Source organism: Microbacterium arabinogalactanolyticum, assembly GCF_030268005.1.
Classification (GTDB): Bacteria; Actinomycetota; Actinomycetes; order Actinomycetales; family Microbacteriaceae; genus Microbacterium; species Microbacterium arabinogalactanolyticum.
Genome location: NZ_BRZC01000007.1, coordinates 490,365 through 512,078 on the forward strand (window position 1 = coordinate 490,365; position 21,714 = coordinate 512,078).

Annotated in this window: 24 protein-coding genes and 1 pseudogene; 4 read left to right on the forward strand and 21 right to left on the reverse strand. The window is 68.1% G+C overall.

All coding sequences use genetic code 11. The annotated features are described in order from the left end of the window. The 10 genes and pseudogenes from MIAR_RS13890 to MIAR_RS13935 form a co-directional block, all read right to left on the reverse strand. Positions 1–748 (reverse strand): annotated as a pseudogene (locus MIAR_RS13890) (hypothetical protein); the annotation flags it as partial. Continuing rightward, positions 745–960 carry a helix-turn-helix domain-containing protein gene (locus MIAR_RS13895; protein WP_285637125.1) on the reverse strand — a complete coding sequence of 72 codons (216 nt, stop codon included), beginning with the start codon at positions 958–960 and terminating at the stop codon, positions 745–747. The gene MIAR_RS13895 and the pseudogene MIAR_RS13890, both read right to left, overlap by 4 nt. After that, complete coding sequence (locus tag MIAR_RS13900) at positions 960–1,436, reverse strand: DUF2975 domain-containing protein (protein ID WP_285637128.1); 477 nt, start codon at positions 1,434–1,436, stop codon at positions 960–962. The genes MIAR_RS13895 and MIAR_RS13900 overlap by 1 nt, the downstream gene beginning before the upstream one ends. Positions 1,437–1,568: 132 nt before the next feature. After that, positions 1,569–2,216, reverse strand: coding sequence for a spermidine/putrescine ABC transporter substrate-binding protein (locus tag MIAR_RS13905; RefSeq protein WP_285637131.1), 648 nt, complete (start codon positions 2,214–2,216; stop codon positions 1,569–1,571). Positions 2,217–2,339: 123 nt separating this feature from the next. Continuing rightward, positions 2,340–2,834, reverse strand: coding sequence for a DUF6121 family protein (locus MIAR_RS13910; RefSeq protein ID WP_285637134.1), 495 nt, complete (start codon positions 2,832–2,834; stop codon positions 2,340–2,342). A gap of 39 nt (positions 2,835–2,873) precedes the next feature. Continuing rightward, positions 2,874–3,911, reverse strand: a complete 1,038-nt coding sequence (locus MIAR_RS13915) for an ABC transporter (RefSeq protein ID WP_285637137.1) — start codon at positions 3,909–3,911, stop codon at positions 2,874–2,876. A 104-nt stretch (positions 3,912–4,015) separates the two neighbouring features. After that, entirely contained in the window at positions 4,016–4,165 is a 150-nt protein-coding gene (locus MIAR_RS13920) for a hypothetical protein (RefSeq protein ID WP_285637140.1), read from the reverse strand. Positions 4,166–4,213: 48 nt separating this feature from the next. Beyond that, positions 4,214–5,215, reverse strand: coding sequence for a TolB family protein (locus MIAR_RS13925; RefSeq protein ID WP_285637142.1), 1,002 nt, complete (start codon positions 5,213–5,215; stop codon positions 4,214–4,216). Beyond that, positions 5,215–6,510 (reverse strand): MFS transporter, encoded by a 1,296-nt coding sequence (locus MIAR_RS13930; protein WP_285637144.1) that lies wholly within the window; start codon positions 6,508–6,510, stop codon positions 5,215–5,217. Before MIAR_RS13930 ends, MIAR_RS13925 begins: the two co-directional genes overlap by 1 nt. 4 nt (positions 6,511–6,514) lie before the next feature. After that, entirely contained in the window at positions 6,515–8,662 is a 2,148-nt protein-coding gene (locus MIAR_RS13935; RefSeq protein ID WP_285637145.1) for a chitosanase, read from the reverse strand. Between the two features lie 174 nt (positions 8,663–8,836). Here MIAR_RS13935 and MIAR_RS13940 point away from each other — a divergent pair, with 174 nt between their 5' ends. After that, positions 8,837–10,087 carry an ROK family transcriptional regulator gene (locus tag MIAR_RS13940; RefSeq protein ID WP_285637147.1) on the forward strand — a complete coding sequence of 417 codons (1,251 nt, stop codon included), beginning with the start codon at positions 8,837–8,839 and terminating at the stop codon, positions 10,085–10,087. A gap of 51 nt (positions 10,088–10,138) precedes the next feature. Here MIAR_RS13940 and MIAR_RS13945 read toward each other — a convergent pair whose 3' ends face one another. From MIAR_RS13945 to MIAR_RS13975, 7 genes are all read right to left on the reverse strand, one after another. Further along, entirely contained in the window at positions 10,139–10,786 is a 648-nt protein-coding gene (locus MIAR_RS13945) for an HAAS signaling domain-containing protein (RefSeq protein WP_285637150.1), read from the reverse strand. Then, complete coding sequence (locus MIAR_RS13950; protein ID WP_285637153.1) at positions 10,783–11,478, reverse strand: HAAS signaling domain-containing protein; 696 nt, start codon at positions 11,476–11,478, stop codon at positions 10,783–10,785. Before MIAR_RS13950 ends, MIAR_RS13945 begins: the two co-directional genes overlap by 4 nt. Beyond that, positions 11,475–11,810: a PadR family transcriptional regulator gene (locus MIAR_RS13955; protein WP_285637155.1), complete on the reverse strand. Its 336-nt coding sequence runs from the start codon at positions 11,808–11,810 to the stop codon at positions 11,475–11,477. The genes MIAR_RS13950 and MIAR_RS13955 overlap by 4 nt, the downstream gene beginning before the upstream one ends. 187 nt (positions 11,811–11,997) lie before the next feature. Further along, complete coding sequence (locus MIAR_RS13960; RefSeq protein WP_285637157.1) at positions 11,998–13,884, reverse strand: glycoside hydrolase family 13 protein; 1,887 nt, start codon at positions 13,882–13,884, stop codon at positions 11,998–12,000. Between the two features lie 131 nt (positions 13,885–14,015). Then, positions 14,016–14,966: a sugar ABC transporter permease gene (locus MIAR_RS13965; protein ID WP_285637160.1), complete on the reverse strand. Its 951-nt coding sequence runs from the start codon at positions 14,964–14,966 to the stop codon at positions 14,016–14,018. Position 14,967: 1 nt separating this feature from the next. Continuing rightward, the gene (locus tag MIAR_RS13970) at positions 14,968–16,584 is read right to left on the reverse strand and encodes an ABC transporter permease subunit (RefSeq protein ID WP_285637163.1); all 1,617 of its coding nucleotides are present in this window, start codon (positions 16,582–16,584) and stop codon (positions 14,968–14,970) included. Between the two features lie 85 nt (positions 16,585–16,669). Further along, positions 16,670–17,923: a sugar ABC transporter substrate-binding protein gene (locus tag MIAR_RS13975; RefSeq protein WP_285637166.1), complete on the reverse strand. Its 1,254-nt coding sequence runs from the start codon at positions 17,921–17,923 to the stop codon at positions 16,670–16,672. Positions 17,924–18,110: 187 nt separating this feature from the next. On the opposite strand from MIAR_RS13975, the gene MIAR_RS13980 reads away from it, so the two are divergent. After that, on the forward strand, positions 18,111–18,599 hold the full coding sequence (locus MIAR_RS13980; protein WP_285637169.1) for a YajQ family cyclic di-GMP-binding protein: 489 nt from the start codon (positions 18,111–18,113) through the stop codon (positions 18,597–18,599). A 522-nt stretch (positions 18,600–19,121) separates the two neighbouring features. On the opposite strand, the gene MIAR_RS13985 is transcribed toward MIAR_RS13980, so the two are convergent. Both MIAR_RS13985 and MIAR_RS13990 read right to left on the reverse strand, forming a co-directional pair. Further along, positions 19,122–19,307, reverse strand: a complete 186-nt coding sequence (locus tag MIAR_RS13985; protein ID WP_285637171.1) for a hypothetical protein — start codon at positions 19,305–19,307, stop codon at positions 19,122–19,124. A gap of 352 nt (positions 19,308–19,659) precedes the next feature. Continuing rightward, positions 19,660–19,902, reverse strand: coding sequence for a hypothetical protein (locus MIAR_RS13990; RefSeq protein WP_285637174.1), 243 nt, complete (start codon positions 19,900–19,902; stop codon positions 19,660–19,662). Positions 19,903–20,034: 132 nt separating this feature from the next. Between MIAR_RS13990 and MIAR_RS13995 the strand changes: the two genes are divergently transcribed. Next, entirely contained in the window at positions 20,035–20,250 is a 216-nt protein-coding gene (locus tag MIAR_RS13995) for a MerR family transcriptional regulator (protein ID WP_285637177.1), read from the forward strand. 142 nt (positions 20,251–20,392) lie between these two features. Next, entirely contained in the window at positions 20,393–20,599 is a 207-nt protein-coding gene (locus tag MIAR_RS14000) for a WhiB family transcriptional regulator (RefSeq protein WP_285637180.1), read from the forward strand. Between the two features lie 62 nt (positions 20,600–20,661). On the opposite strand, the gene MIAR_RS14005 is transcribed toward MIAR_RS14000, so the two are convergent. Next, positions 20,662–21,348 (reverse strand): hypothetical protein, encoded by a 687-nt coding sequence (locus MIAR_RS14005; RefSeq protein WP_285637183.1) that lies wholly within the window; start codon positions 21,346–21,348, stop codon positions 20,662–20,664. Between the two features lie 213 nt (positions 21,349–21,561). Next, entirely contained in the window at positions 21,562–21,714 is a 153-nt protein-coding gene (locus tag MIAR_RS14010; protein ID WP_285637186.1) for a hypothetical protein, read from the reverse strand.

The window sequence follows — 21,714 nt, forward strand, 5'->3', positions numbered from 1 at the left end:
CGGCGAGCCCGAGCAGCGAGGTCCACAGCCAGATGCGGATGCGGGCGCGCAGCGCAGCGGCGAGCATCAGGAGGCCCGCCGCCGCCGTCGCGATCGCGGCGGAGGTCCATGCCGAACCGGCACCCGGGAACGAGCCGGCGACCGCCTGCACGTCGAGGCCGACGAACACCAGGCCGAGCCCCCCGACCGCCTCCGCAGAGGACTGGAGTCGACGCCGTGCCAGCAGCCACGCGCCGCCCAGGAACGCCAGCGTCACACCCGCGATGATCCAGCTGCGCACCGCGCGGTCGGCCAGCTCGGGGTTGAAGAAGGTGAACACGATCGCGGCGACCGCGAACAGTCCCGCCCCGGCGGTGGCGAGCACCGACTGCAGGCTCGCACCGTCGGTCGCGGGCGGCGACGGACGCAGGGGCTGCACACCGACGGCGCCCGGGACGGGTCCGGCCTGCGCGGCAGCCGGCGGCCCGGCCTGCACCACCGGGGAAGGCCCGGCCTGGCCCACCGGGGGTGCGACGACGCCGACCGCGGTCGGCACCGGCACCAGCCTCGGGACGGTCGCGAGCAGCGCCTCCCGAGCACGCAGCGATTCCGCCGCCGTCGTCGACGCGTTCCAGAGCACGACGCCCTGCGGCCCGCTCAGATCGGCCCCGCAGTACGCGCAGCGTCCCTGCACGAGATGCGACATCTCGCACAGCGGGCAGAGCCGCGCATCGTTCAACCGCTCTATCGCGGCATCCGACCACTTCATGAGCGCCCCCTCGGCTCGTATCTCAGAATGTCGCCGGGCTGGCACTCCAGCACCCGGCAGATCGCGTCCAGTGTGGTGAAGCGCACGGCCTTGGCCCGCCCGTTCTTCAGCACCGCCACGTTCGCCGGGGTGATGCCGATGGCATCGGCGAACTCCTGCACGCTCATCTTTCGACGGGCGAGCATCACGTCGATGTCGATCACGATGGGCATCAGACCACCTCGGACAGATCCTGCTCGAGCTGCAGCGCCTTGCGCAGCAGGCCCCGCATCACGCCGACCAGCAACGCCAGCGACAGGCTGACCACCACGCCGAACACCGCGAGCACCAGGATGCTGGGGTTCACCGCGCCGTCCTTCGCCAGCACGATGAACGAGGCGACGAGCAGGGCGGCGGCCGCCAGCATCGTGCCGATGATGATGTCGACCCAGCGGAAGGAGTGCGGGCTGAAGATGCGGTCGGCGCGCACCAGCGACAGCAGGGCGAACACGCAGACCAGGACGATCTGGACCAGGGCGAGGAACAGCACCGCTCCGATGATCCCGGGGACCTCGAGATATGCGAGGCCGGGGTTGCGGCGCGCGGTCTCGTCGGCGACGCCGGGGATCATGACCACCTGCACGAAGACCAGCAGCGCGATCAGCACGGCGATCATCGCCCTGAGCAGGAGTGTGGCGACGGGCTGCATGGCGCTCCTATCGAAAGACAGTAACTATCTATCGAAAAACGATAGCCAGCGGATGCATAGGAACTCAAGCGGGTGCGGGTGATTCCCAGCATCCGTGCGGCCGCACGTCGTTGGGCGGGTCGACGCGCGACGTTACGGGGTGTCGGGATCGAAGGGCGAGTCCAATGCCTCGCTGAGCTCGGCCAGCATCGCCTCGATCTGCGGCTCGACGTACTGCGAGATCGCCGCCTGCACGCTCAGCCGGTGCCGCAGCAGGATGCCGCAGATCTCCCGGCCGATCATGTTCGCGTACTCGTCGGCGAGCGCGACCTCCTGGCGCAGAGCGGCCTTCGCCTCATCGCTGAGCGGAGGCAGCGGCGGCAGTTCCGCGGATGCCTCGTCGGCAAGACCGGCCACGGTGAACAGGAACGGCGCCCCCGGCACCGGGTCGGGGTCCAGCGGCATCCCCTCGTACTCGGGATCCAGGCCCTCGGCGGGACGGTACGTGCGCGAGCGGTTGCGGTCGGCCTGATGATCGAGCTCGGCCTGCAGCATCGGCAGGTTGCGTGCCGTGTACTCCGCGACGGCGTGATCGACGATCGCCTTGATGCGGGTGGACAGACCGTGCTGCACCCCGTGCGGGACGTTCCCGCCGATCCCGGCGGCGGAGAGGATCGGCGACCCCAGGCAGCGGCGGCACGGAGCGACCCGGCCGCGATGCGTGGCGGGCTCCCAGCGCGGCACCCAGCGCAGCCAGGCGTCGACTGCCTGGCCCACCTGGGTTTCCAGTGACCGCTCCACGGTTACAGGGTACGGCCCGGAGGGCTTCGGGGCGCGGCATCCGGGCGTGTCATCCGTCGCCGTCCGGCGGCGGATCCGGAACCCCACGTCCGGCGCCTCGCGCGGTGAGGCCTCCGTCACGCCTCATTCCTCGTCGGTGCGCTCCCACGGCCAGTGCGGAGCGGCCGCCTTCGTGCGGCGCAGGGCGATCGCGATCCAGGCCGCGATGAGGGCCGCTCCCAGCAGCACGGCGCTCGAGCCGCGCGAGATCAGCTGCACGACGGCCTCGAGTGCGGAGTCCGTGCCCGCCCCGCTCAGCAGCGCGCTGAGCCACACGAGCACGAGATGCGCGACCGCGGTGACCAGCACCACGGAAGGCACCGCGAGGAACGACGCCCGCCCGCGGGACAGCGTCGGCCACAGCATCCACGAGAAGGCGCCGATCGCACCGAGCATGCCGACGATGCCGGGCCACCAGTCCAGCCCCGGCACCGCGAGGATGTCGATGTCTGCGAAGTAGCTCAGCATCCCCAGGCCCAGGATGCACAGCGCAGCGAACGAGACGAAGCCGATCACCAGCGACAGAGACGCGGAGACCCCCTGCGGCGGCGTGCCGTGGGGGTCTCCGGTGGTGGTCATGGCGCCACCTTACGCGCGTGCGCGACGGTGGAGGGCGGTTCAGCGCAGAGCGCTGGGGCCCGCCTCGAGGGTGCGCTCGTACTCGGCCTGAGCCTCCGCGTTCAGCGCTTTCTTCTTGGCGCCGCTGCGGGCGACCCATGCGCCGAACCAGATGGTGAGCTCCCGGGCGAACAGGAAGGCGGCGATCGCGAGCGGTGCGAGCAGCTGCTCGTTGACCAGCTCTGCCGACTTGCTGGGCGCGATGCTCCAGAACGGCGCCTGGAACAGCTGGCCGAGGATGTGGCCGCCGTAGGTGGCTGCGGCGACGAGCAGGCCCAGGATGACCCACTTGCCCCAGCGGGCGCGGTTGACGAAGGCGCCGAGCAGCCAGAACGCCAGCCAGAAGACGACCACCGGAACCCAGAAGGCCCACGTGGTCAGCGGCTTGAGAGCCGCCGTGCCGATGTTCTCGCCCGTGACGTCGCCCGCGAGGGCGCCGAGGCCCAGGATCGCGCCGAGGTAGAGGATGGCGAAGACCACGGCCGCGATCAGGCCGATACCGCCTGCGGCACCGCGGTTGCCCAGCTCCCGAGGCGGCTCGGGAGCCTGGACGAAGATCGGCTGCGGGGCGGCGGGCGGGGCGACCGGCTCGGCGGGCATGACCTGGGTCTCGGCTGCGGATGCCGCGGCTGCAGCCCCGGCGCCGTAGGCGGTGTCCGCGACGGTCGGGGTGTCGCTCACGTGCGAGGTGGCGACCTCACCGGTGTCCGAACCGGAGGAGTACGAGTAGTCCCGTCCGACGGCGGGCTTCACGTCCTCCTCGGCGGGCGCCGCCTCTGCCGCGGCTGCCTCATCGGCATCCGCGGTCTGCTCCGCGGCGGGCCGGGACTCGGCGGAGTCGGCTGCCCCGAACGTGCCGGGGTAGTCGCGCTCGGCGGCGGCGAACGCCTCCATGTCGGCGTCGGAGTGCGGCTCGGCGGAGTCCGCGGGGGTTTCGGCGCGGGCCGCGGCGGCAGCGTCGAGACCCTCGTTGGCGCTTCCGACGACGTCGTCGATGTCGTTCGGCTTGTCGTTCTGGGGAACCTCGGGGTCGCTCATGGCCTCGCCTCTCCTGGATAAGGTGCACAGCGAGGGTAACGCGCGCGCAAACGCGCGCCTCGGAGGCGTGCCGACGTGTCGGTGCTTCGCCGTCCGGCGAGACGTCAGCCGCCGCCGACCATCTGCTCGAGGATGAACAGCAGCCCCGGTCCCGCTCCCAGGGCGAGCCACAGCAGGCCCGCCACCGTCGCCGCGCAGAGGAGCCCGACGATCCAGCTGATCGCCAGGCTCCTTCCCCCCACGCGTGCGGTCATGGCGTCACGGTACGCCCGGCGACGGTCGGCGGGCGCGCGCAACGCCGATCAGGGTCGCACCATCGCCGGCGACGACGCTCCCGGGGCGAGAAGTCTCGGCGCGCCCGTACCGTCGGAGGGCACGGCCCAGACCCCGTCGTCGACGGCGTACGCGAGCGTGTCGTCATCGAGCCAGGCAGCCTGATCGTCGACGCTGCGGTCCTCGGCCACGGCCGTCTCCTTCATGGTCGCCAGATCCAGGACGTACAGCCGCCAGGGCGACTCGACGCCGGGGTCGACCCGCTTCTTGAAGGCGATCCGGGTGCCGTCGGGCGAGAGCGACGGGCACTCGACGTTCTTCCGCAGCGTGTGCGCGGTCCACGACGCCAGGTCGCCCTGGGCGAGGTAGGTCTCCCCGCCGGTCGACACCGTCACGTAGAAGGTGTTCTGGTCGTCGGCGAAGGTGAGGCCCCAGTAGTTGACGTCCTCCGGCGACCGGAGCCGGCCGTCGATGGAGAGGCCGAGGTCCTCCACCGACTTCACCAGGAAGTCCTGCTCGAGGTCGTAGAAGCCGGTCCTGGTCGAGAAGTCGGTCGTGGCGTACTCGTCCCCGGTCACGAACACCGTCCACGATACGAAGCGCCCCTCCCCCGACACGCGCGCCCTGCTGGGCACGCCGCCGAACTCGAAGCGCTGCTGCTGCTCGAGGTGGTCGTCCAGGATGATCGCGCTGGTCATGGGCTTGACGCCCAGACGCGTGGTCAGGCACACCGCGGTGCCGCCCTCCGCGTAGAAGCGGGCGCAGTTCAGCCCGGTACCGGTGCGGTCCGGCGCCGCACCCCCCTTCCCGGCCTTCGCATCGGGTGACTGCACCACGATCGACCCCCCGGCATCCCGCACGTAGAGACCCGGATGCTCCGCGGGCGTCGCTTCTCCGGCGACAGGCGCGCCGCCTGCGGACGGCCTGTTCATGGCATAGGCGGTGTAGCCGACGCCGATGGCGGCGAGCACGAGTGCGGCCCCCGCCACCATCAGCATCCTGCTCCGCACTGCGGAACGTCCCGCGGCCATCACGCCCTGCTCCCGGCATCCGATGACGGAACGACGCCCTCGTCCGCACGGTGGTCGGGACGGATGAGCACGGCCGCGACGATGACGACGGCCAGCAGGGCGACGGATGCCGCCGTGAACGCCGCGCCGAGGCCCCACAGCGTCCACGCCGCACCGAAGAGCACGGCCGCGAGCAGGCGCCCGACGGCCTGCCCGGTCTGCAGCAGGGCGAGACCCCCGGCCCTGCGGTCCCGCGGGATGCCCGGCCCCGCCAGCGCCATCAGCACTCCGTCGGTCGCGGCGTAGAACAGCCCGAGCATCCCGAGTGTCAGCACCAGAAGCAGGGGACCGTCGATCGGCAGCAGCATGGTCGAGTAGGCGCCCAGCAGCGCCAGGTTCCCGAGCAGGAACGGCAGACGCCGGCCGATCCGGTCGGCCAGCCGGCCGAACGGCACTGCGAGCACCAGGTAGACGGCGGCGCTGCCGAGCGGAAGCAGCGGGAAGAACACCGTGTCCAGCTGCATGCGGTCCTGCAGACCGAGATACAGGAACCCGTCGCCTATCGTGACCATGCCGAGCAGGGTGGCCGCGATCAGCAGGCGACGATAGCGCGGTTCGGCGAGGATGCCGACCGTCTGCCGCAGTGTGGGTCGCACACTGCCGATCGGCATCGAGGAGCGGCCGGGGACGAACGCGATGAGCACCAGCACGCCCAGCGTCGCGACGCAGAAGCTCACCATGAACACCGCGTCGAACGCGTCGGCGACCAGCCAGAGCAGCAGGAAGGCCGCGAGGGGACCTGCCAGCGCGCCGGCGGTGTCCATGGCCCGGTGCACGCCGAATGCACGGCCCTGGTGGGCGTCGTCGACCGACAGCGAGATCAGCGCGTCACGCGGGGCGGTGCGGATGCCCTTGCCTATCCGGTCCACGGCGAGCGTGGCGGACAGCGCGGTCGTGTTGGCGCCCGCCAGGAGCAGGAAGGGCTTGCACACGGCGGACAGGCCGTAGCCGATGCCCGCGACGAGCTTGTGTCGCGACCATCTGTCGGCGACGTGCCCGCCCAGGAGCCGCACGAACGCGGTGACCCCGTTGTAGAGGCCGTCGAGGAAGCCGAACTGGAGTGGGCTCATGCCCAGTCCGACGACGAGGTACAGCGGCAGGACCGCCGTCACCATCTCGGAGGAGAGATCGGTGAGCAGGCTCACCGTTCCGAGGGCGACCGCGGTGCTTCCGACTCCGGCGGCTCGGCGGCCCACCGTGGGGTGGACCGCCGAGTCTCCTTCGTCCTGCCGCGCTTTGCTGCCGGCGAGATACATGTCGTCAGTGGCAGCTGTACGTCGGGCTGGTGTCCTGCACCTGGCCGTCGATCGTGACGAACTGGGTCGTGAACGAGTCGTCCGTCAGGTTCAGCTTCAGAACGCCGTAGTCGGAGTTGTACCGGAAGAGGCTGTTCTTCTGGGGCGTGTCCTCGATGTCGCGGAGGTTCACGCCACCGAGGCCCGCGATGATCTCGACGATGCCCGTGGCGGACGTGGCACCCGCCGACGTCTGCGGTGCGAAGCGCTCGTAGTGGTGGTCGTGCCCGTTCAGCACGAGCTCGGTGCCCGCCGCCTCGAGCTTGGTCCACACCGGCTTGCTGCTCAGCTGGTTGCCGTGCTCCCCTGATGTGAACAGCGGGTCGTGGAAGTAGGCCACCGTGCACGGTTTGGTGTTGGCGGCGAGATCGGCGTCGAGCCAGTCCATCTGCTCGCGGTCGTAGAAGAGGTTCGAGTTCAGCGCGATGAAGTGCCAGTTGCCCTGGTCGTAGCTGTACCAGCTCTTGCCCTGGGGCGTGGCCTGGGCGCCGAAGTACTGTCGATAGGCCTGCTCGTCTCCGCGGTCGGTGTCCTCGTCGTAGTCGTTGTCGTACTTCTCGTGGTTCCCCGGAACCGGGTGGGTCTTGTCCTTGAAGACGCCCCAGGACTTGGAGTAGTAGTTCTGGAAGTCGGACAGGTGACCGTCGTCGTACTGGTTGTCGCCGAGCGTGATGTAGAACTCGGGCTCCATGGACTGCGCCAGGTCGGCGGTGAGGAAGTGCGCGCACGTGTCCTCATCGGGCGCGGAGCACTGGCCGGCTATGTCGCCGGCGGCCGCGACCGTGAACGCGCCGGAGCCGGGGTTGCCGCCCGGGTCGCCGCCGTCGGTCCCCGCGGTGCCGAACACGGAGAGGTCGTACAGCGAGTACCCGTAGCTTGTGCCGCGGGCGGTGCCGTAGATGCGCAGGTAACGGCCGGTGCCGGTCAGGTTCGTGAACTCGTCGGTGCCTCCGTTTCCCGCGGATTCAGTGGCCAGCGTCGACCACGTCGTCCCGTCAGGGGAGATCTCCACGCGGTACTTGGTCGCGTAGGCGGCCTCCCACTTCAGGACCACCTTCGACACCGTCGCGCCCGTTCCCAGATCGACGCGGATCCACTGCGGGTCCACGCCCTCCTCGCTCGCCCATCGGGATGTCGCGTCCGCGTCGACGGCCTTCGCGCCCTCGAAGCCGGCGCCCTCCGTCGACGACGTCGCGGTCGGCCGGTTCTTCGAGATCAGCGTCACCGTCCCCGGCACTCCGGACGTCGGAGTCGGGGTCGGCGTGGGCGTCGTCCCGGTGCCGTCGCCGATCTCGTTGAGCGGCCAGCGTGGCGTCGGATCCGTGGCGATCGAGAACGGGTCACCGTATACCGACCACGTCAACGGGGTCTCCAGGTCCAGGTTCCCCGCCTTGAGCCACACCCGCTGCGCGTTCTCGATCCGGGAGACGTCCTCATGCGCCTCCTCCTTCTTCATCTCCTTGACGCGCTCGTCCAGGAAGGCGTTGAGGTAGGTGGTCTCGTTGCCGCCATTCGCAGGGGTCGATGTCCTCGCCTTGGCCGCGGCACGGATGTCCTCCATGCCGTCGAAGCCGTGGACCACGGCCGCGTCGTAGTACGCGAACTGGCCCAGCGCGTTGAGGTGATCCTCCAGCGCCAGGTCGACGGAAGGCTCGAAGTACCACTCCCGCGTCAGATCCCGCTGCGCCCGCTGGAACGCGGGAACATCACCCTCCGCCTCCCACGCGGCCACGAATGCGCTGCCCAGACCGGCATGCGAGTCACTGCCGTCCACGGAACGGAGCGCCGGCAGGTACTTGGCGAGGGGATTGCTCGGATACTTGGCGGTGTATCGTTCGACCAGTTCGAGCATGTCGCTCGTGCCCGACGTGAACCCGATGATCCCCCCGGTGTACCCTCGGCCATCCTTGATGTCCTCGATGTACCCGTACCGGTTGTACCAATCCAGCACCGAGTTCTCCGCCGACGTGATGATCTCCTGCGCGATCTCCCTCTTCACGGGATCGCGCAGCGTGCTCAGGTCATCCGCCTGAGCGGCGCCCACCGCCAGTCCGCTGAGGGGGATGATGACCGCGGCCGCAAGCAGCGCGATCAGTGGTCTCCGTTGACGCATGATTCCTCCGGTATCGCTCATAGTTTGGAAAACACCTTTACGATGAGTTATACCCGACACGGATCCCGATGGCAACCGTTTTCCAGACCCGGGGTTCCGTCCGCCGACGGATAGCATCCGTGTAACCGCTCCCACGACTCCGGGTGCAATCGATCTCATCCTCAGAAGGACACCGTGGCCACTCGACCGATCGGAACCAGCGTCGTCCGCGCGATCAACGCTCGTGCGGCATTCCGGCTCCTGCTGGACCAGGGCCCGCTGAGCAGGCCGGAGATCGCCTCAGCATTGGCCGTGTCGAAGCCCACCGCATCCCACCTCCTCGCGCAGCTGCGCGAGAGCGGCCTCATCAGGAGCATCGGGAACCGCGACGGCGGCATCGGCCGGGCCGCGGAGCTGTTCAGCGTCGACGGCGGGGTGGCCCACGCGGCGGCCGTGGACGTGACGCCGGAGCGCATCGCGGCCGTCGTCGTGGATCTCACGGGCGCGAGGGTCGGCGAGTACGTGCTCCCGACGTCCGATCAGGCGGCGCCCGATCCGGGCGCCCAGGTGCTCGCCGTGCTGCAGTGCGCATGCGACGGCACGGACGTGGAGCCGGCCGGGCTGCAGCGCGTCGTCGTCGGGATCCAGGGGGCGATCGATCCCACCTGCGACCGGTTGCGGTTCGCCGCCCATCTGCCCGGCTGGCAGGATGCCGCACTCACCTCCACGCTGCAGGACGCCATCGGCACGACGGTCGACATCGAGAACGACGTCAATCTCGTGACCATCGCCGAGCACGCCCGCGGTGCGGCGATGGACCACGACAGCTTCGCCGAGCTGTGGGTCTCGGATGGCATCGGCCTGGGATTGATGTTCGGCGGCAGGATGCTCCGCGGACGCACCGGCGGCGCAGGAGAGATCTCCGACCTGCCCCTTCCCGGCGCTCCTGTGCCACCCGACGAGAACGAGCACGGCGCCAGCGGCATGCAGGCCCTCGCCGGCGCCCCGTCACTGGGACGGGTGCTCGCGGAGCGCGGGTTCGGGGCTGCAGCACCCGCGGATGCCATGCGCAGCGCGGCGTCCTCGGATGCCCCCGACGCCGAGGCCGCGCTCGACGAGGTCGCACGCCGTCTCGCGCTCGGCCTGTCGGCCGTGGTCGCCATCGTCGACCCGGACGCGTTCGTGCTGGCGGGCGACATCTCCGTCGCAGGCGGCGAGCGGCTCCGCAGCCTGGTCGAGCGGCACCTGCACTCGACGGTCGTCGCCCGGCCGCCCGTGCTCCTCTCCGAGCTCGTCGACGAGCCGGTGCTCGCCGGCGCCGCGCACATGGCCCTCACCGCCGTGCAGGACGACCTGCTGCGAACCATCACCGGCGGGCAGCGGACCCCCGCGGCAACCGCGACCCCCGCAGGCAGCACCCCGGACACGCCCGGCGCCTCCGACTGACGCGCTGACGCCCGGCGGGGAATCCGCCGGGCGTCAGTCTCGGAGTCGTGGTCAGGCTGCCGATCGGCCGCGCATGCGCCAGAGCAGCCAGAGTCCGGAAAGCGGGATCACCAGCAGTCCGAGCACCCAGAAGCCGGACCAGATCACGTCGTACCACGTAGGCAGCAGCGGGCTGGAGACCTCAGGAGGGACACCGTCACCGCTCATACTCCCGCCCGATGCCTCACCGGTCGTGGTCCACATCGTCAAGCTCGACAGCACCGAGAAGCCCCCCAGCACCAAGGGGACGAGGATCGCCACCGCCTTCTCCCACGTGCGCCACATGGAGCTCATGGCGACGAGGACCGCCCCGACGATCCACCCGATGAAGGGGAGGACGAAGCCGCCGAAACTCAGCGTGAGTGCCGCTGCGATCGCGAAGCCGCGCGTGCGGGTCGCGGGGACGGGCGCCGGGTTCACCGCAGGCGCAGTGCCCCCGGCGACTCCAGGTACCGGAGGTACGAAGCCGCCGGCGTCCAGAGCCTCGCGAGCGATCCTGGCGGGATCGCCCAACTGTGCGATGCGCGCTTCAGCGGCATCTGGATCCAGAGCCGAGAGCTCCTCGGCGATGCCCGCACGGATCTCGGCGGCGATGCCATGCGGCACGTCTCGCAGAGCGACTTCCAGTCGTGCGAGGTAGTCGGAGGTCGTGGTCATCATGATGCTTCCTCTCCCAAGGGGCGAGAGACGGTTCGGGGGAAGGGCTCCTGAGGTGTGCGGCCGCGCATGCGCCAGAGCAACCAGAGTCCGGACAGCGGGATCACCACAGCGACGGCGATGATGATGAGGAAGTGCGGGCCTGCGAGGAGGAGGTCGGGGACGAGCGGGTTCTCCACTTCCGGCGGAGTGCCCGTTCCGGATGCCTCGTGCACCTCCACGGCGCCCGTCGTCGTGAAGGCGGCGAATGAGAACAGCATCAGTCCGCCGAAGAGCACCACGGGGACGAGGATGGCGACCAGTTTCTCCCAGGTCCGCCACATCGAGCTCATGAGGACGAGCGCCACGCCCACGAACCAGCCCACGACGGGCACGAGGTAGCCGCCGAAGCTCAGCGTGAGCGCCGCCGCTATGGCGAACCCGCGGCTACGGGAGACCGGGACGGAGCCCGGCGATGCGACCGTATCCGGACGCGCGGCGGCCGGCGCAGCCGGTGGCGCGTACCCGCCGGCATCGAGAGCCTCACGGGCGATCACGGTCGGATCGCCCAGTTGCGCAATGCGCGCCTCGGCGGCATCCGGTTCCAGGCTCGTCAGCTCCTCGGTGATGCCGGCGCGGATCTCCGCGGCGATGCCGTGTGGCACATCGCGCAGCGCGACTTCGAGTCGGGCGAGGTAGTCGGCGGTGGCGGTCATGATGGTACTTCCTCTCCCACGAGGCGTGAGACGGTCAGGGCGAAGGGCCGCCACTGCGTGCGGAACAGCGCGAGCTGCGCGACTCCGGCATCCGTGAGCCGGTAGTACCGGCGCACCGGACCGGAGTCCGACGGCTGGTCGAAGGTCGTGACCCAGCCGTTGTCGCGGAGCCGCCCGAGCAACGGGTACAGGGTGCCGATGCTGGCGATGAGCCCGGACTCGGTGAGTGCGTCGGCGAGCTGCCAGCCGTACATCGGCTCGCGGGCGAGCAGGCCGAGCACGCAGTACTCGACCACGCCCTTGCGCATCTGCGCTCCCACATCCGCTGTCATGCGTCACAAGCTAGCATGCGTCGCAAGACAGCACAACATGCGGTGCCGGTCCCGTGCGCGCCAATTCGTCGCATCCGCTCGGTCGACCGATGGCGCGGATGCGACGAAGTGGAGCGGATACGCGCGCACGACATCAGCGCAGACGGGAGGCCGTCCCGCGCGTGGGCACGGTGCGCGCGGCGCGGGGTCAGCCGCGCGGCACGAGCACGCCGGGCAGGCTCCACGCGGCGAACGCCGGGCCCTCGGCCGCGAGCGCGACCGCGCCGTCGGATGCCGTGGCCAGTGTCGCGTCGCCGTACAGCTCCGCGGCGTCCGCTGCACCGGCCAGCGCGCCGGGCGCGAGCTCGACGTCCGCTCCCCCGCGGGTCGCGAGCACGAGCAGGCTCTCCTCGGCGCTCTCACGAACGAACACGACGGTCTCGTCGTCGACGTGCAGCCAGCGCATCCCGCCCGTCCCCAGCACGGGGTGCGCACGGCGCAGCCCGACCAGCGAGCGGTAGGTCTCGAACACCTCTGCGAGCTCGGGCTCGTCCTGCCGCGACCACGGCATGGGTGTGCGGCTCGCCTCGCCGTCGGTGCCGGTCACCCCGAACTCGTCACCGGCGAACACGACCGGCACCCCGGGCATGGTCATCGACAGCCCGACCGCCACCGGCAGCGTGCCTGGCGCGGCGTTGGTCGCGAAGCGGGCCGTGTCGTGCGTGTCGAGCGGCTGCATGTTCCCCAGCCGCACCCGCCACGGGATGCCCGCCGTGAAGCGGGTCACGGCATCCGCGAACTCTCGAGCGGTGTACTTGGGGATGCCGCCGATCGGCTGCCCGAAGAACCACGGCTCGGTCAGCTCCTCCCCCTCGCCGTTCAGGTAGGGCGCACCGGTCGGCTCGCTGAGCCACCCCCACAGCGGGCGGGTGAACGAGGGATAGGTCATCGCGCCATGCCAGCCATCGCCCTGCAGGTCGCTGGCGGCGTCATTGGTCGACTCGCCGAGCAGGATCGCGTCAGGGTTGATCGCGAGCATCGTCTCGCGGAGCAGCTGCCGCACCTCGGCATTCAGGTCGATGTCGCCCAGGCGGCCGGTCATGTTGGCCACATCGATGCGCCAGCCGTCGATGGAGTACGGCGGCTTCAGCCACTTCGCCACCACCGCGTCCTCGGCGGTGATGAACCGCTCACGCAGCGCCTGGCTCGCCCAGTTGAACTTCGGCAGCGTCGGCGTCCCCAGCCACGACTCGTAAGTCGTGTTGCCGGCATCCGTGAAGTAGTAGAAGCTCTCGGTCTCGGCGCCCGGGTGCCCGAGCGCCTTCTGGAACCATTCGTGCCGGTCGCCGGAGTGGTTGCTTGTCAGGTCGCCGATCACGCGGATGCCGCGGGCGTGCGCCTCTTCGATCAGCCGGATGTACGCCTCGTCACCACCCAGCAGCGGGTCGATGGAGTCGAAGCTCGCCGCGTCGTAGCGGTGGTTGGAGGCTGCCGGGAAGACGGGCGTCAGATAGAGCAGGTCCACCCCCAGCGAGACGAGGTGGTCGAGGTGCTCGATGATCCCTGGCAGGTCGCCGCCATAGAACTGCTGCGAGCGACCGGGCATCACGGCATCGACCGGGTCATCCCAGGATGCCGCGATCGCCCACTCGGGGGTGGGGTGCTGATCCGCCTGGGCGGAACGCGCGAACCGGTCGGGGAACACCTGGTACATGACCGAGCCGTGCAGCCAGGCGGGTGGGGCCGGGTGCGCGACGAACGCGAAGTCCTCCGCGTCCAGCGTCTCGAGCGTGTGGATGCCGGTCTGATTCAGCCACTCGACGCGTCCGCTCTCGTGCTGCAGCACGAAGCGGTAGCCGTGCCGGCGGTTGCGCACGTGGATCGGCGCCTCCCACCAGTCCCAGCCGTCGACGGAGCCCGTGAGCAGGGCATCCGTCCACTCCGGCTCGTGATCGGGGTTCGACCGCGTGCGCACCGCCTTCAGCGGCCCGTAGCCGGACGGCACACGCAGCCGCACGGTGACCGTGTCGCCGAGAGCGGGCGCGTCGTCGGAGACGTGGAGCGGTGAGCCGTCGTGGTGGGGAAGCGGATTCATGTCAGGCCTTTCGTGACGGCGGGTGCACCCGCCTGAAGCGACGTGGTTGCACAGCCGGCGGCCATGACAGAGCCCTTGGATTGTTGTTCGGGAGAGAGTCTCCCACGAGGCGGTCCGCCTCGTGGGATCCGCTACTTGACGCTGCCGGCGGTCAGACCGCCGACGATGTACTTCTGCAGCGCGAGGAACAGCGCGACCGGCAGGATCGCGGCGAGCACGGCGCCGGCGGCGAACACGCTCCAGTTCTTCGAGAACTCGTCGGAGACGAAGCGGTACAGGCCGACCGCGAGCGTCTGCTTGTCAGGATCGATGAGGATGACGGATGCCAGGACGAACTCGCTGCACGTCCCGATGAAGCTCAGCAGACCGACCACCGCGAGGATCGGGGCGACCAGGCGCAGGATGATCGTGAAGAAGATCCGCGCGTGGCCGGCGCCGTCGATCTTCGCGGCCTCGTCGATGGACGCGGGGACCGTGTTGAAGAACCCGTACATGAGGTAGGTGTTCGCACCCAGCGCGCCACCGAGGTAGACCATGATCAGACCGATCTGGGTGTTCAGTCCGATCGCCGGGAAGATGTCGCTGATGGTGACCATCAGCAGGAAGATCGCCACCATCGCGAGCATCTGCGGGAACATCTGCACGACCAGCAGCGCGGTGAGCGTGAAGCGACGGCCCTTGAAGCGCATCCGCGAGAAGCTGTAGGCCGCGAGGGCACCCAGCAGCACGGTGAGCGCCGAGGTGATCAGGCCGATCACGAGGGTGTTCATGAACCAGGCGCCGTAGGGCTGAGACGGATTCTGGAACAGTTCGACATAGCTGCCGAAGTCGAAGCTGCTGAACAGCGAGTTCGCCGTCAGCAGGGTGCCCCCGGGGTTGAGCGACGCACTGATCACGTACAGCAGCGGGAAGAGCGCGAACACGGTCGCGACGACGCCGACGAGGTGGCGCCAGCCGGTCTCGCGGAAGTACTTGCCGAACGGCCGGCGGGGCTCCTTGCCCTCACCGCGGACGCCCGCGCCGGTTCCTGCTCCGGTGACGATCGCGCTCGTGGAGGGCGCCGTGGTCTGAGTGGTGCTCATGTCAGTTCAGATCCTCCAGGGCCTTGGTCCGTCGGAACGCGATCACCGAGATGGTCGCGACGAGGATGAAGATGATGATCGAGAACGCGCTCGCGAGGCCGTAGTCGGACGTCGACCCGACGAACGCCACCTTGTAGACCATCGTGATGAGGATGTCGGTCGCCCCGACGTTGACGCCCGCCGTGATGTCGCGCGGACCTCCGCCGGTGAGCATGTAGATCAGGCTGAAGTTGTTGAAGTTGAACGCGAACGACGAGATCAGCAGCGGCGCGACCGCGACCAGCAGCAGCGGCAGCTTGATCGAGCGGAACACCTGCCAGGCGCTGGCGCCGTCGACCCGCGCCGCCTCCTGCACGTCGTCGGGAATGGACTGCAGGGCCCCCGTGCAGATCAGGAACATGTAGGGGAAGCCCAGCCACAGGTTGACCAGGATGATGCTGAACTTCGCGAGCCACTCATTGGTCAGCCACGGGATGTCGGCCCCGTTGAACAGCACGACATTGAGGAAGCCGAACTCCTGGTTCATCATGCCCGCCCAGACCAGTGCCGAGAGGAACCCGGGGAAGGCGTACGGCAGGATCATCAGCACCCGGTAGTACTTCTTGGACTTCATCCGCGGGTCGTTGAACACGATCGCGAGGAACAGTCCCAGCGCGAAGCACGTGAACACCGACAGGATCGCGAACACGAAGGTCCACACCAGCACCTGCAGGAACGGTCCGCGGATCGACTCCTCCGAGAACGCCCTGGCGAAGTTGTCGAAGCCGACGTTGATCTGCCACCCGGGCTTGAGCTGGGTGCCGTCTTCGGCGGTGAACGCTCCCGTGCCCACATCCTTGTAGACCACGCCGGAGCGGGTGTCGGTCATGGTCCCGGCGGCATCGTCGTACACGAGCTTGGACGTGTACGCGTATGCGGTGGAGCCGTCAGGCGTGCGCAGCACGCCATCGTTCGGATCGGAGCTCAGCGGCACCGACATGTCGGCGATCTTCTCCTGCTGCGCGACGATGTCGCCGAACTTCAGCGTGGTGTACCCGGGCAGCCCCACAGCCTTGCCGGCCTGCATCTCGGCATCCGACACCTCCTGGAGGGGGCGCTCCTCGCCGCCGATCTGCACGTCGCCGTCCGGGTCGGTGACCAGGAACGACAGCTCGCCGAGCTGATCGACGATCGTCAGCTTGTACGACGGGGAGTCCGGCACACGCTCCTGTGCGGAGAGCATCAGCGCGTTGACGGCGCTCGCCTTGCTGGCGTTGTGACCGGTGCTGTAGTTGGTGAAGGCGACATAGCCGGTGTACAGCGCGGCGAACACCTGGAAGACGAACAGGAAGATCAGGCCGGGCATCAGGTACTTCGCGGGAAGCCTCCCGCGCCCCATGTAGACCCAGACAGCCAGCAGCGCGACCAGCACGACGATGACCGCGGCCACCCACTGGTCGGTGCGCGAGAGGACGAGGGCGGTGTACACGGCGAGCGCGAGGATCAGCCCCAGTAGGACGATCTTCGTGAGCACCAGCACCCAGCCGCCGCCGGCGGCCTCGGCCATGCGTGCGGCGCGGCGGTGACGCGGCGTCGTCGGTGCGGTGGTTCCGTGCTCCGGATCCTGCGTGATCGTCATTGAGGTCCTCGTCGAGATCGCTGTGCGGTCGTTCTCATGCGGAGTGCGGGCGGCATCCGGTTCTCCGGACGCCACCCGCCTCAGCTCACTTCTTGATGGCGCCCTGGATGTCGGCGGCCATCTTGTCCCACAGCGCGGCCGGGTCGCCGCCCTTGTTGTTGATCAGCGCGGTCTCGGTGACGCCCCAGTACTGCCAGACTGCGCCCATCTCGGGGATGCTGGGCATCGGCACGGCCTTCTCGCCGACCTTGCCGAAGCCGGCGGTGATCGGGTCGCTCTTGACGGCGGCGTCGTATGCGGCAGTCAGCGCGGGCGCCCGCCCGCCGACCTTGTACAGCGCGGTCTGCACCTTCTCGGAACCGACGTAGTTGAGCAGGAACTCGTTCGCGGCGAGCTTGTTCTTGCTCTCCGCGCTGAGGAAGAATCCCTGCACGCCGGCGAACGGCTGAGCCTCCTGGCCGCCCGCGGACGGGATCGGGTCGATCGCGATCTTCAGCCCCTTCTCCGTCGCGGCCGGAGCGTTCCACGGACCGGTGAGGAAGAACGGCGACTTGCCTGCAAGGAAGTTCTCCTTGGCGAGATCGCCCGTGATGTTCGTGTTCAGGATGCCGGCCTTGCCCTGCTCTCCGAGCCAGGCGGCGAACTTCTTACCGCCGTCGTTGCCGATCTGCAGGTCGGAGGCGTCGTATCCGCCGTCGGAGTTCGTCCCGAAGACCGGGGCGCCGAAGGACGTCTGGAACGGGTACAGGTGGTACGGGTCGGCCTGCTCGGGGTCGAGGCCCACGAGGAACGCGTACTGGGTGCCTGCTGCCTTGCCCTTGGCGATCATGTCGTTGAAGTCGGTGGGAGCCTCAGCCACGAGGTCGGTGTTGCGCATCAGGCCGATGTTCTCGATCGCGTACGGCACGCCGTACAGCTGGCCGTCGTAGCTGAAGGCGTCGAGGGCGACCTTCTGGAACTCCTTGGCGCGGTCGCCGAGCTCGACGGGGGCGACGACACCGTTGGAGACGAGCACGCCGAGCCAGTCGTGGGCGCCGACGACGACGTCGGGCCCCTTCCCCGTCGGTGCCTGCTGCACGAACTGGTCGCGGATGTCGCCGAATTCCTTCTGCACGAGCGTGACCTTCACGCCGGTGTCGGCGGTGAACTCCTTCGCCGCGTCCTTCATGACGTCGGCGCGGTCGGCGTCCACCCAGACGGTGATCTTCCCGGACAGGCCGGCCTTGTCGCCGGAACCGGAGTCACCGGATGGGCTGGACGATGAGCAGCCGGCCAGGGCCAGCGCGGACGTGGCGGCGATTGCGCCGAAAGCGAGGATGCTCCTCTTGGTCACCTTCATTGGTGCGTGCCTCTCTGATACGGGACCTGCAGGAAACTGCAAGCGCTTACAGTATGCCTGGCGCAGAGGCGGGAATGCAATGGCGGAGATCCTTGATATCAACCCGTTATCCCACCCCTGGGTGACCACTGGATTTGAAAGCGCTTCCAGATCCGTCGTCAGGCGGCATCCTCGATAGACTTCCGGCATGGCTGACAGCTCATTCGACATCGTGTCCAAGGTGGATCACCAGGAGGCGGACAACGCCCTCAACCAGGCCCGCAAGGAGATCGAGCAGCGCTACGACTTCAAGGGCACCGGCGCCTCCATCTCGTGGAGCGGCGAGCAGATCGTCATCGTCGCGAACTCCGAGGAGCGCGCGAAGGCGGTGCTGGACGTGTTCCAGACGAAGCTCATCAAGCGCGGCATCTCGCTGAAGAGCCTGGAGTCCGGCGACCCCGTCGCCAGTGGCAAGGAGTACCGCCTGACGTCGACCCTCAAGGACGGCATCTCCAGCGAGAACGCGAAGAAGATCGGCAAGATCATCCGCGACGAGGGCCCGAAGGGCGTGAAGTCCCAGATCCAGGGCGACGAGCTGCGCGTGCAGTCGAAGAGCCGCGACGACCTGCAGGCCGTGATCGCGCTCCTGAAGGGCAGCGACCTCGACATCGACCTGCAGTTCATCAACTACCGGTAGAGCTACCCGCTGACCTGGAGTTTTCCTGTTTCAGTCCGCACAGAGTCCGCAATTGGAAGCGCGGACGCTGTCGGACCGCGATTCTTGTTCCACCACGAGACCACGGTATCGATGCGCTTGCGCGCATCACGCTCGACCTTCCGGCCCTCCTTCGATTACCCCGACGGTAAGTCCTGTTCGATCTCCATGGTTCGCAGATCTAAGGTCAATCGCTCATCGTGAGTCCTGGAATCTCGACGTGCGCATGCGGCGGATCATGGTCACCTGAGTGGATCACGAGCATTACACCATTGCCGAGGTTCAACCCCTCCGCCGTTAGCGCAATCATGACCCCATCGACATCGAACGCTACGACGTCACCATCGTGCCCGCCGTAAGCATGCTGGATCATGCCTTACACACGGGCCGCGATGTGCTCCGGGGTCACATACCCGTTAGCTACGGCGTCCGCCCAGTCTTGCTGATCGGTCGTGATCGGCCGGTCAGACTCCTAATGCCAGAAGGGGTTCCCGACATAATGGCTCATATTGCGCCCACTCCCCCGCCCTCACCGAGACCTGCGATTTCGGCCATGAAGCCCGCTGTCGCACCGCGGGTCTTGCCCTCCGCGGACGACCACAGGTGGCTGTACACGTTGAGCGTGATCGAAGGCTGAGCGTGCTCGAGCGCGCGCTGCACGGTGACCACATCGCGCCCCGCCGCGATCAAGTTGGACGCTCACGTGACTATCGCAGAACTAGACGGCTGGCGCGTGCGGCCCGTCAAGCAGCGAACCTTCGTCCGCGACAGGCGAGCTTGGGCGGCTGAACCACGGGACTATGGAAGCCCGGCCCCGTGAGGACCGGGGCTTCACCCTACGGTTCGAACCCACTTACAGCGCTCTTCTCTTGCGCGTGAGGCAACCGCTATCGCGCGTACCGATTTGTCGGCGGAGGCTGCGCGGGCAAACTCCACTCGTTGCCACACGACGAGCACACGCCCCGGTACTTCGGGAGCGAGTACCTCGGAGGGTTCTCCACCCGCTCAGCGTGTTCGCCGCACTTCGGGCAGAATAGGCCGCTCATATCAGCACCCACTCGAAGTGCCGCTCTTCAGCAACAGCCTTCGCGTAGTCCGCGATCTGCCCCGGCTGCAGTTGCACCCCGATGTCGGCGAACCACCGCCCCACGCGCGGCTCAATCTCCGCCACATCCTTCCCCGCGAATTCCGCACGGAACCGAACGTCGGCATCCTTGATCTTCTGCTGGATGCCCTCGACCAACCGGCGCATCCCCGCCTCATTGATCTTTACCTTGCTGGTCATCGCTGACCTCCCATCGCAACTCGAACCGATAACCCCTGCAGTCATCCCCAGGATTCGAAACGCATCACCAGCGTCCCACGAGCATCCGACATGACCCCAGGTGCGAACCCGGCTCTAGACGATGATGAGCGCATGGAACCGACGAACACCTCTGAGTCCCCAGCCCGCCGAGGCCCCGCCCTCACCACGAAACACGCCGCCGAGTATGTCGGCTTGAAACCGCAGACCCTCCGCGTCATGAAAGGCGAGTGCACCGGCCCCACCACTTTCGAGCAGGGCCACCTGAACGTCTACTACCCCGCCGACCTCGACGAGTGGCTCAACGAAAGGCTCCACCTCGAAAGCTGACCCGATCGGGTGCAATGACCCTCGCGCGCGGCGTCACGGGCGAGACGAAGCCGAACCCGCGGGGAACGATCCGGGCCACCGTCGAGACTTAGGGTTAGCCTGACATCTAGAGCAGCGGAGTCCGCGTACACGCGGCTGTCACATGCACTCGAGCTCCGCGCACCCCGAGTGCAACCACATCGACCTGTTCACGGCCGACATCCTCACCCGAGCAGACACCGAAGTCCTCAAGCCCATCTGTGCCGCCTGCGACGTCGCACTCCTCTGCCGGCAGTACGCGAAGCCCGCACGGCTCAAGCACGGATTCTGGGCCGGGAAGGACTACACGCGCAAGCCGGCCTCATCCTGAAGGCCGCCTGATGCCCGCACACTCCCCAGGCCACCCGGGACACTCTTAGCGAGGCTCATCCCTCAGGCTTCCGCGTCCAGGGAGAAGTATCCTGACGCGAGGTCATGTTCGACCTGCGCACGAACGTTCGCGATGATGCGGAGCAAGACGTCCAGTTGCATGACCACCGCCGTGCGGATGCTCCGCTCCGACGGCACGTTCGCCAGACGCGCGATCCGCGCGTCATCTTCATGAAGTGCCACGCCGTAGATGTAATCCATGGCGATCTGATCCGTGCCAAGCAACTTGCCCGGTCCTAGACCGTTGTCCATTTCCAGGCGCCCGCTGTACATGGGAGCACCACCCTCGGGCATCACCAGCCCCGATGACCGCACTACCTGGGCGACGTGGTCTACCAGGGGCTTGCGTGCAACCGACTGTTCACGCGTGAGCAGAGATCTAAGCGCGCTCACCACGCCAGGGAGAAAACAGTCCTCCCCGGACAGGAAGAACACGCGACACTCAACGATCACACTATCGAGAGTCCTTTTGTCGAGATCAGGCGGCTCGAAACTAGAGAGGCGAGAAGTGCCCGACTCCCGGTCGATCTCCCACATCAGTTTGATCGCTAGGTTCCCGTTCTCCGGATCACGCAGGTCGACGATCGGCTGCCCAAGTCCGTCTCCGCTTCGAGCGAGAAACTTCCGAAGCTTCCGCTTTGCGACGAGGGCGCGTGCACCTGCCCGATCATCAACCTGTCCAGGACTCACAACTGCACAATATCGACCAGTCGATGTCACCGGTACGCGCGCGTAATGTGCGCGGGTGAGCTGCGTGCAACCGAATCTGACCGGTCATCGAACGTTCGATCCGCACGTGCGCGCGTGCGTGTCAGCCGCGTGCGGCCGAACTCTCGTTCAGGAAGCTCCTGAATCGTTTGAAGCCCCGGCCCTCACACGAGGAACCGGGGCTTCGCCGTCATGCTACTCGCCCTTCGGCCTCGCCGAAGGGATCGGCTTCTCACGCGGCGGCTCACCACCCGTGCCGAGGATCGTCTGCTGACCCTCCGTCACGCGCTGGAACGCATCCTCGTCCGTCTGCGGCGGCGGCGGCCACTCCTCGTCCTTATTCGCCAT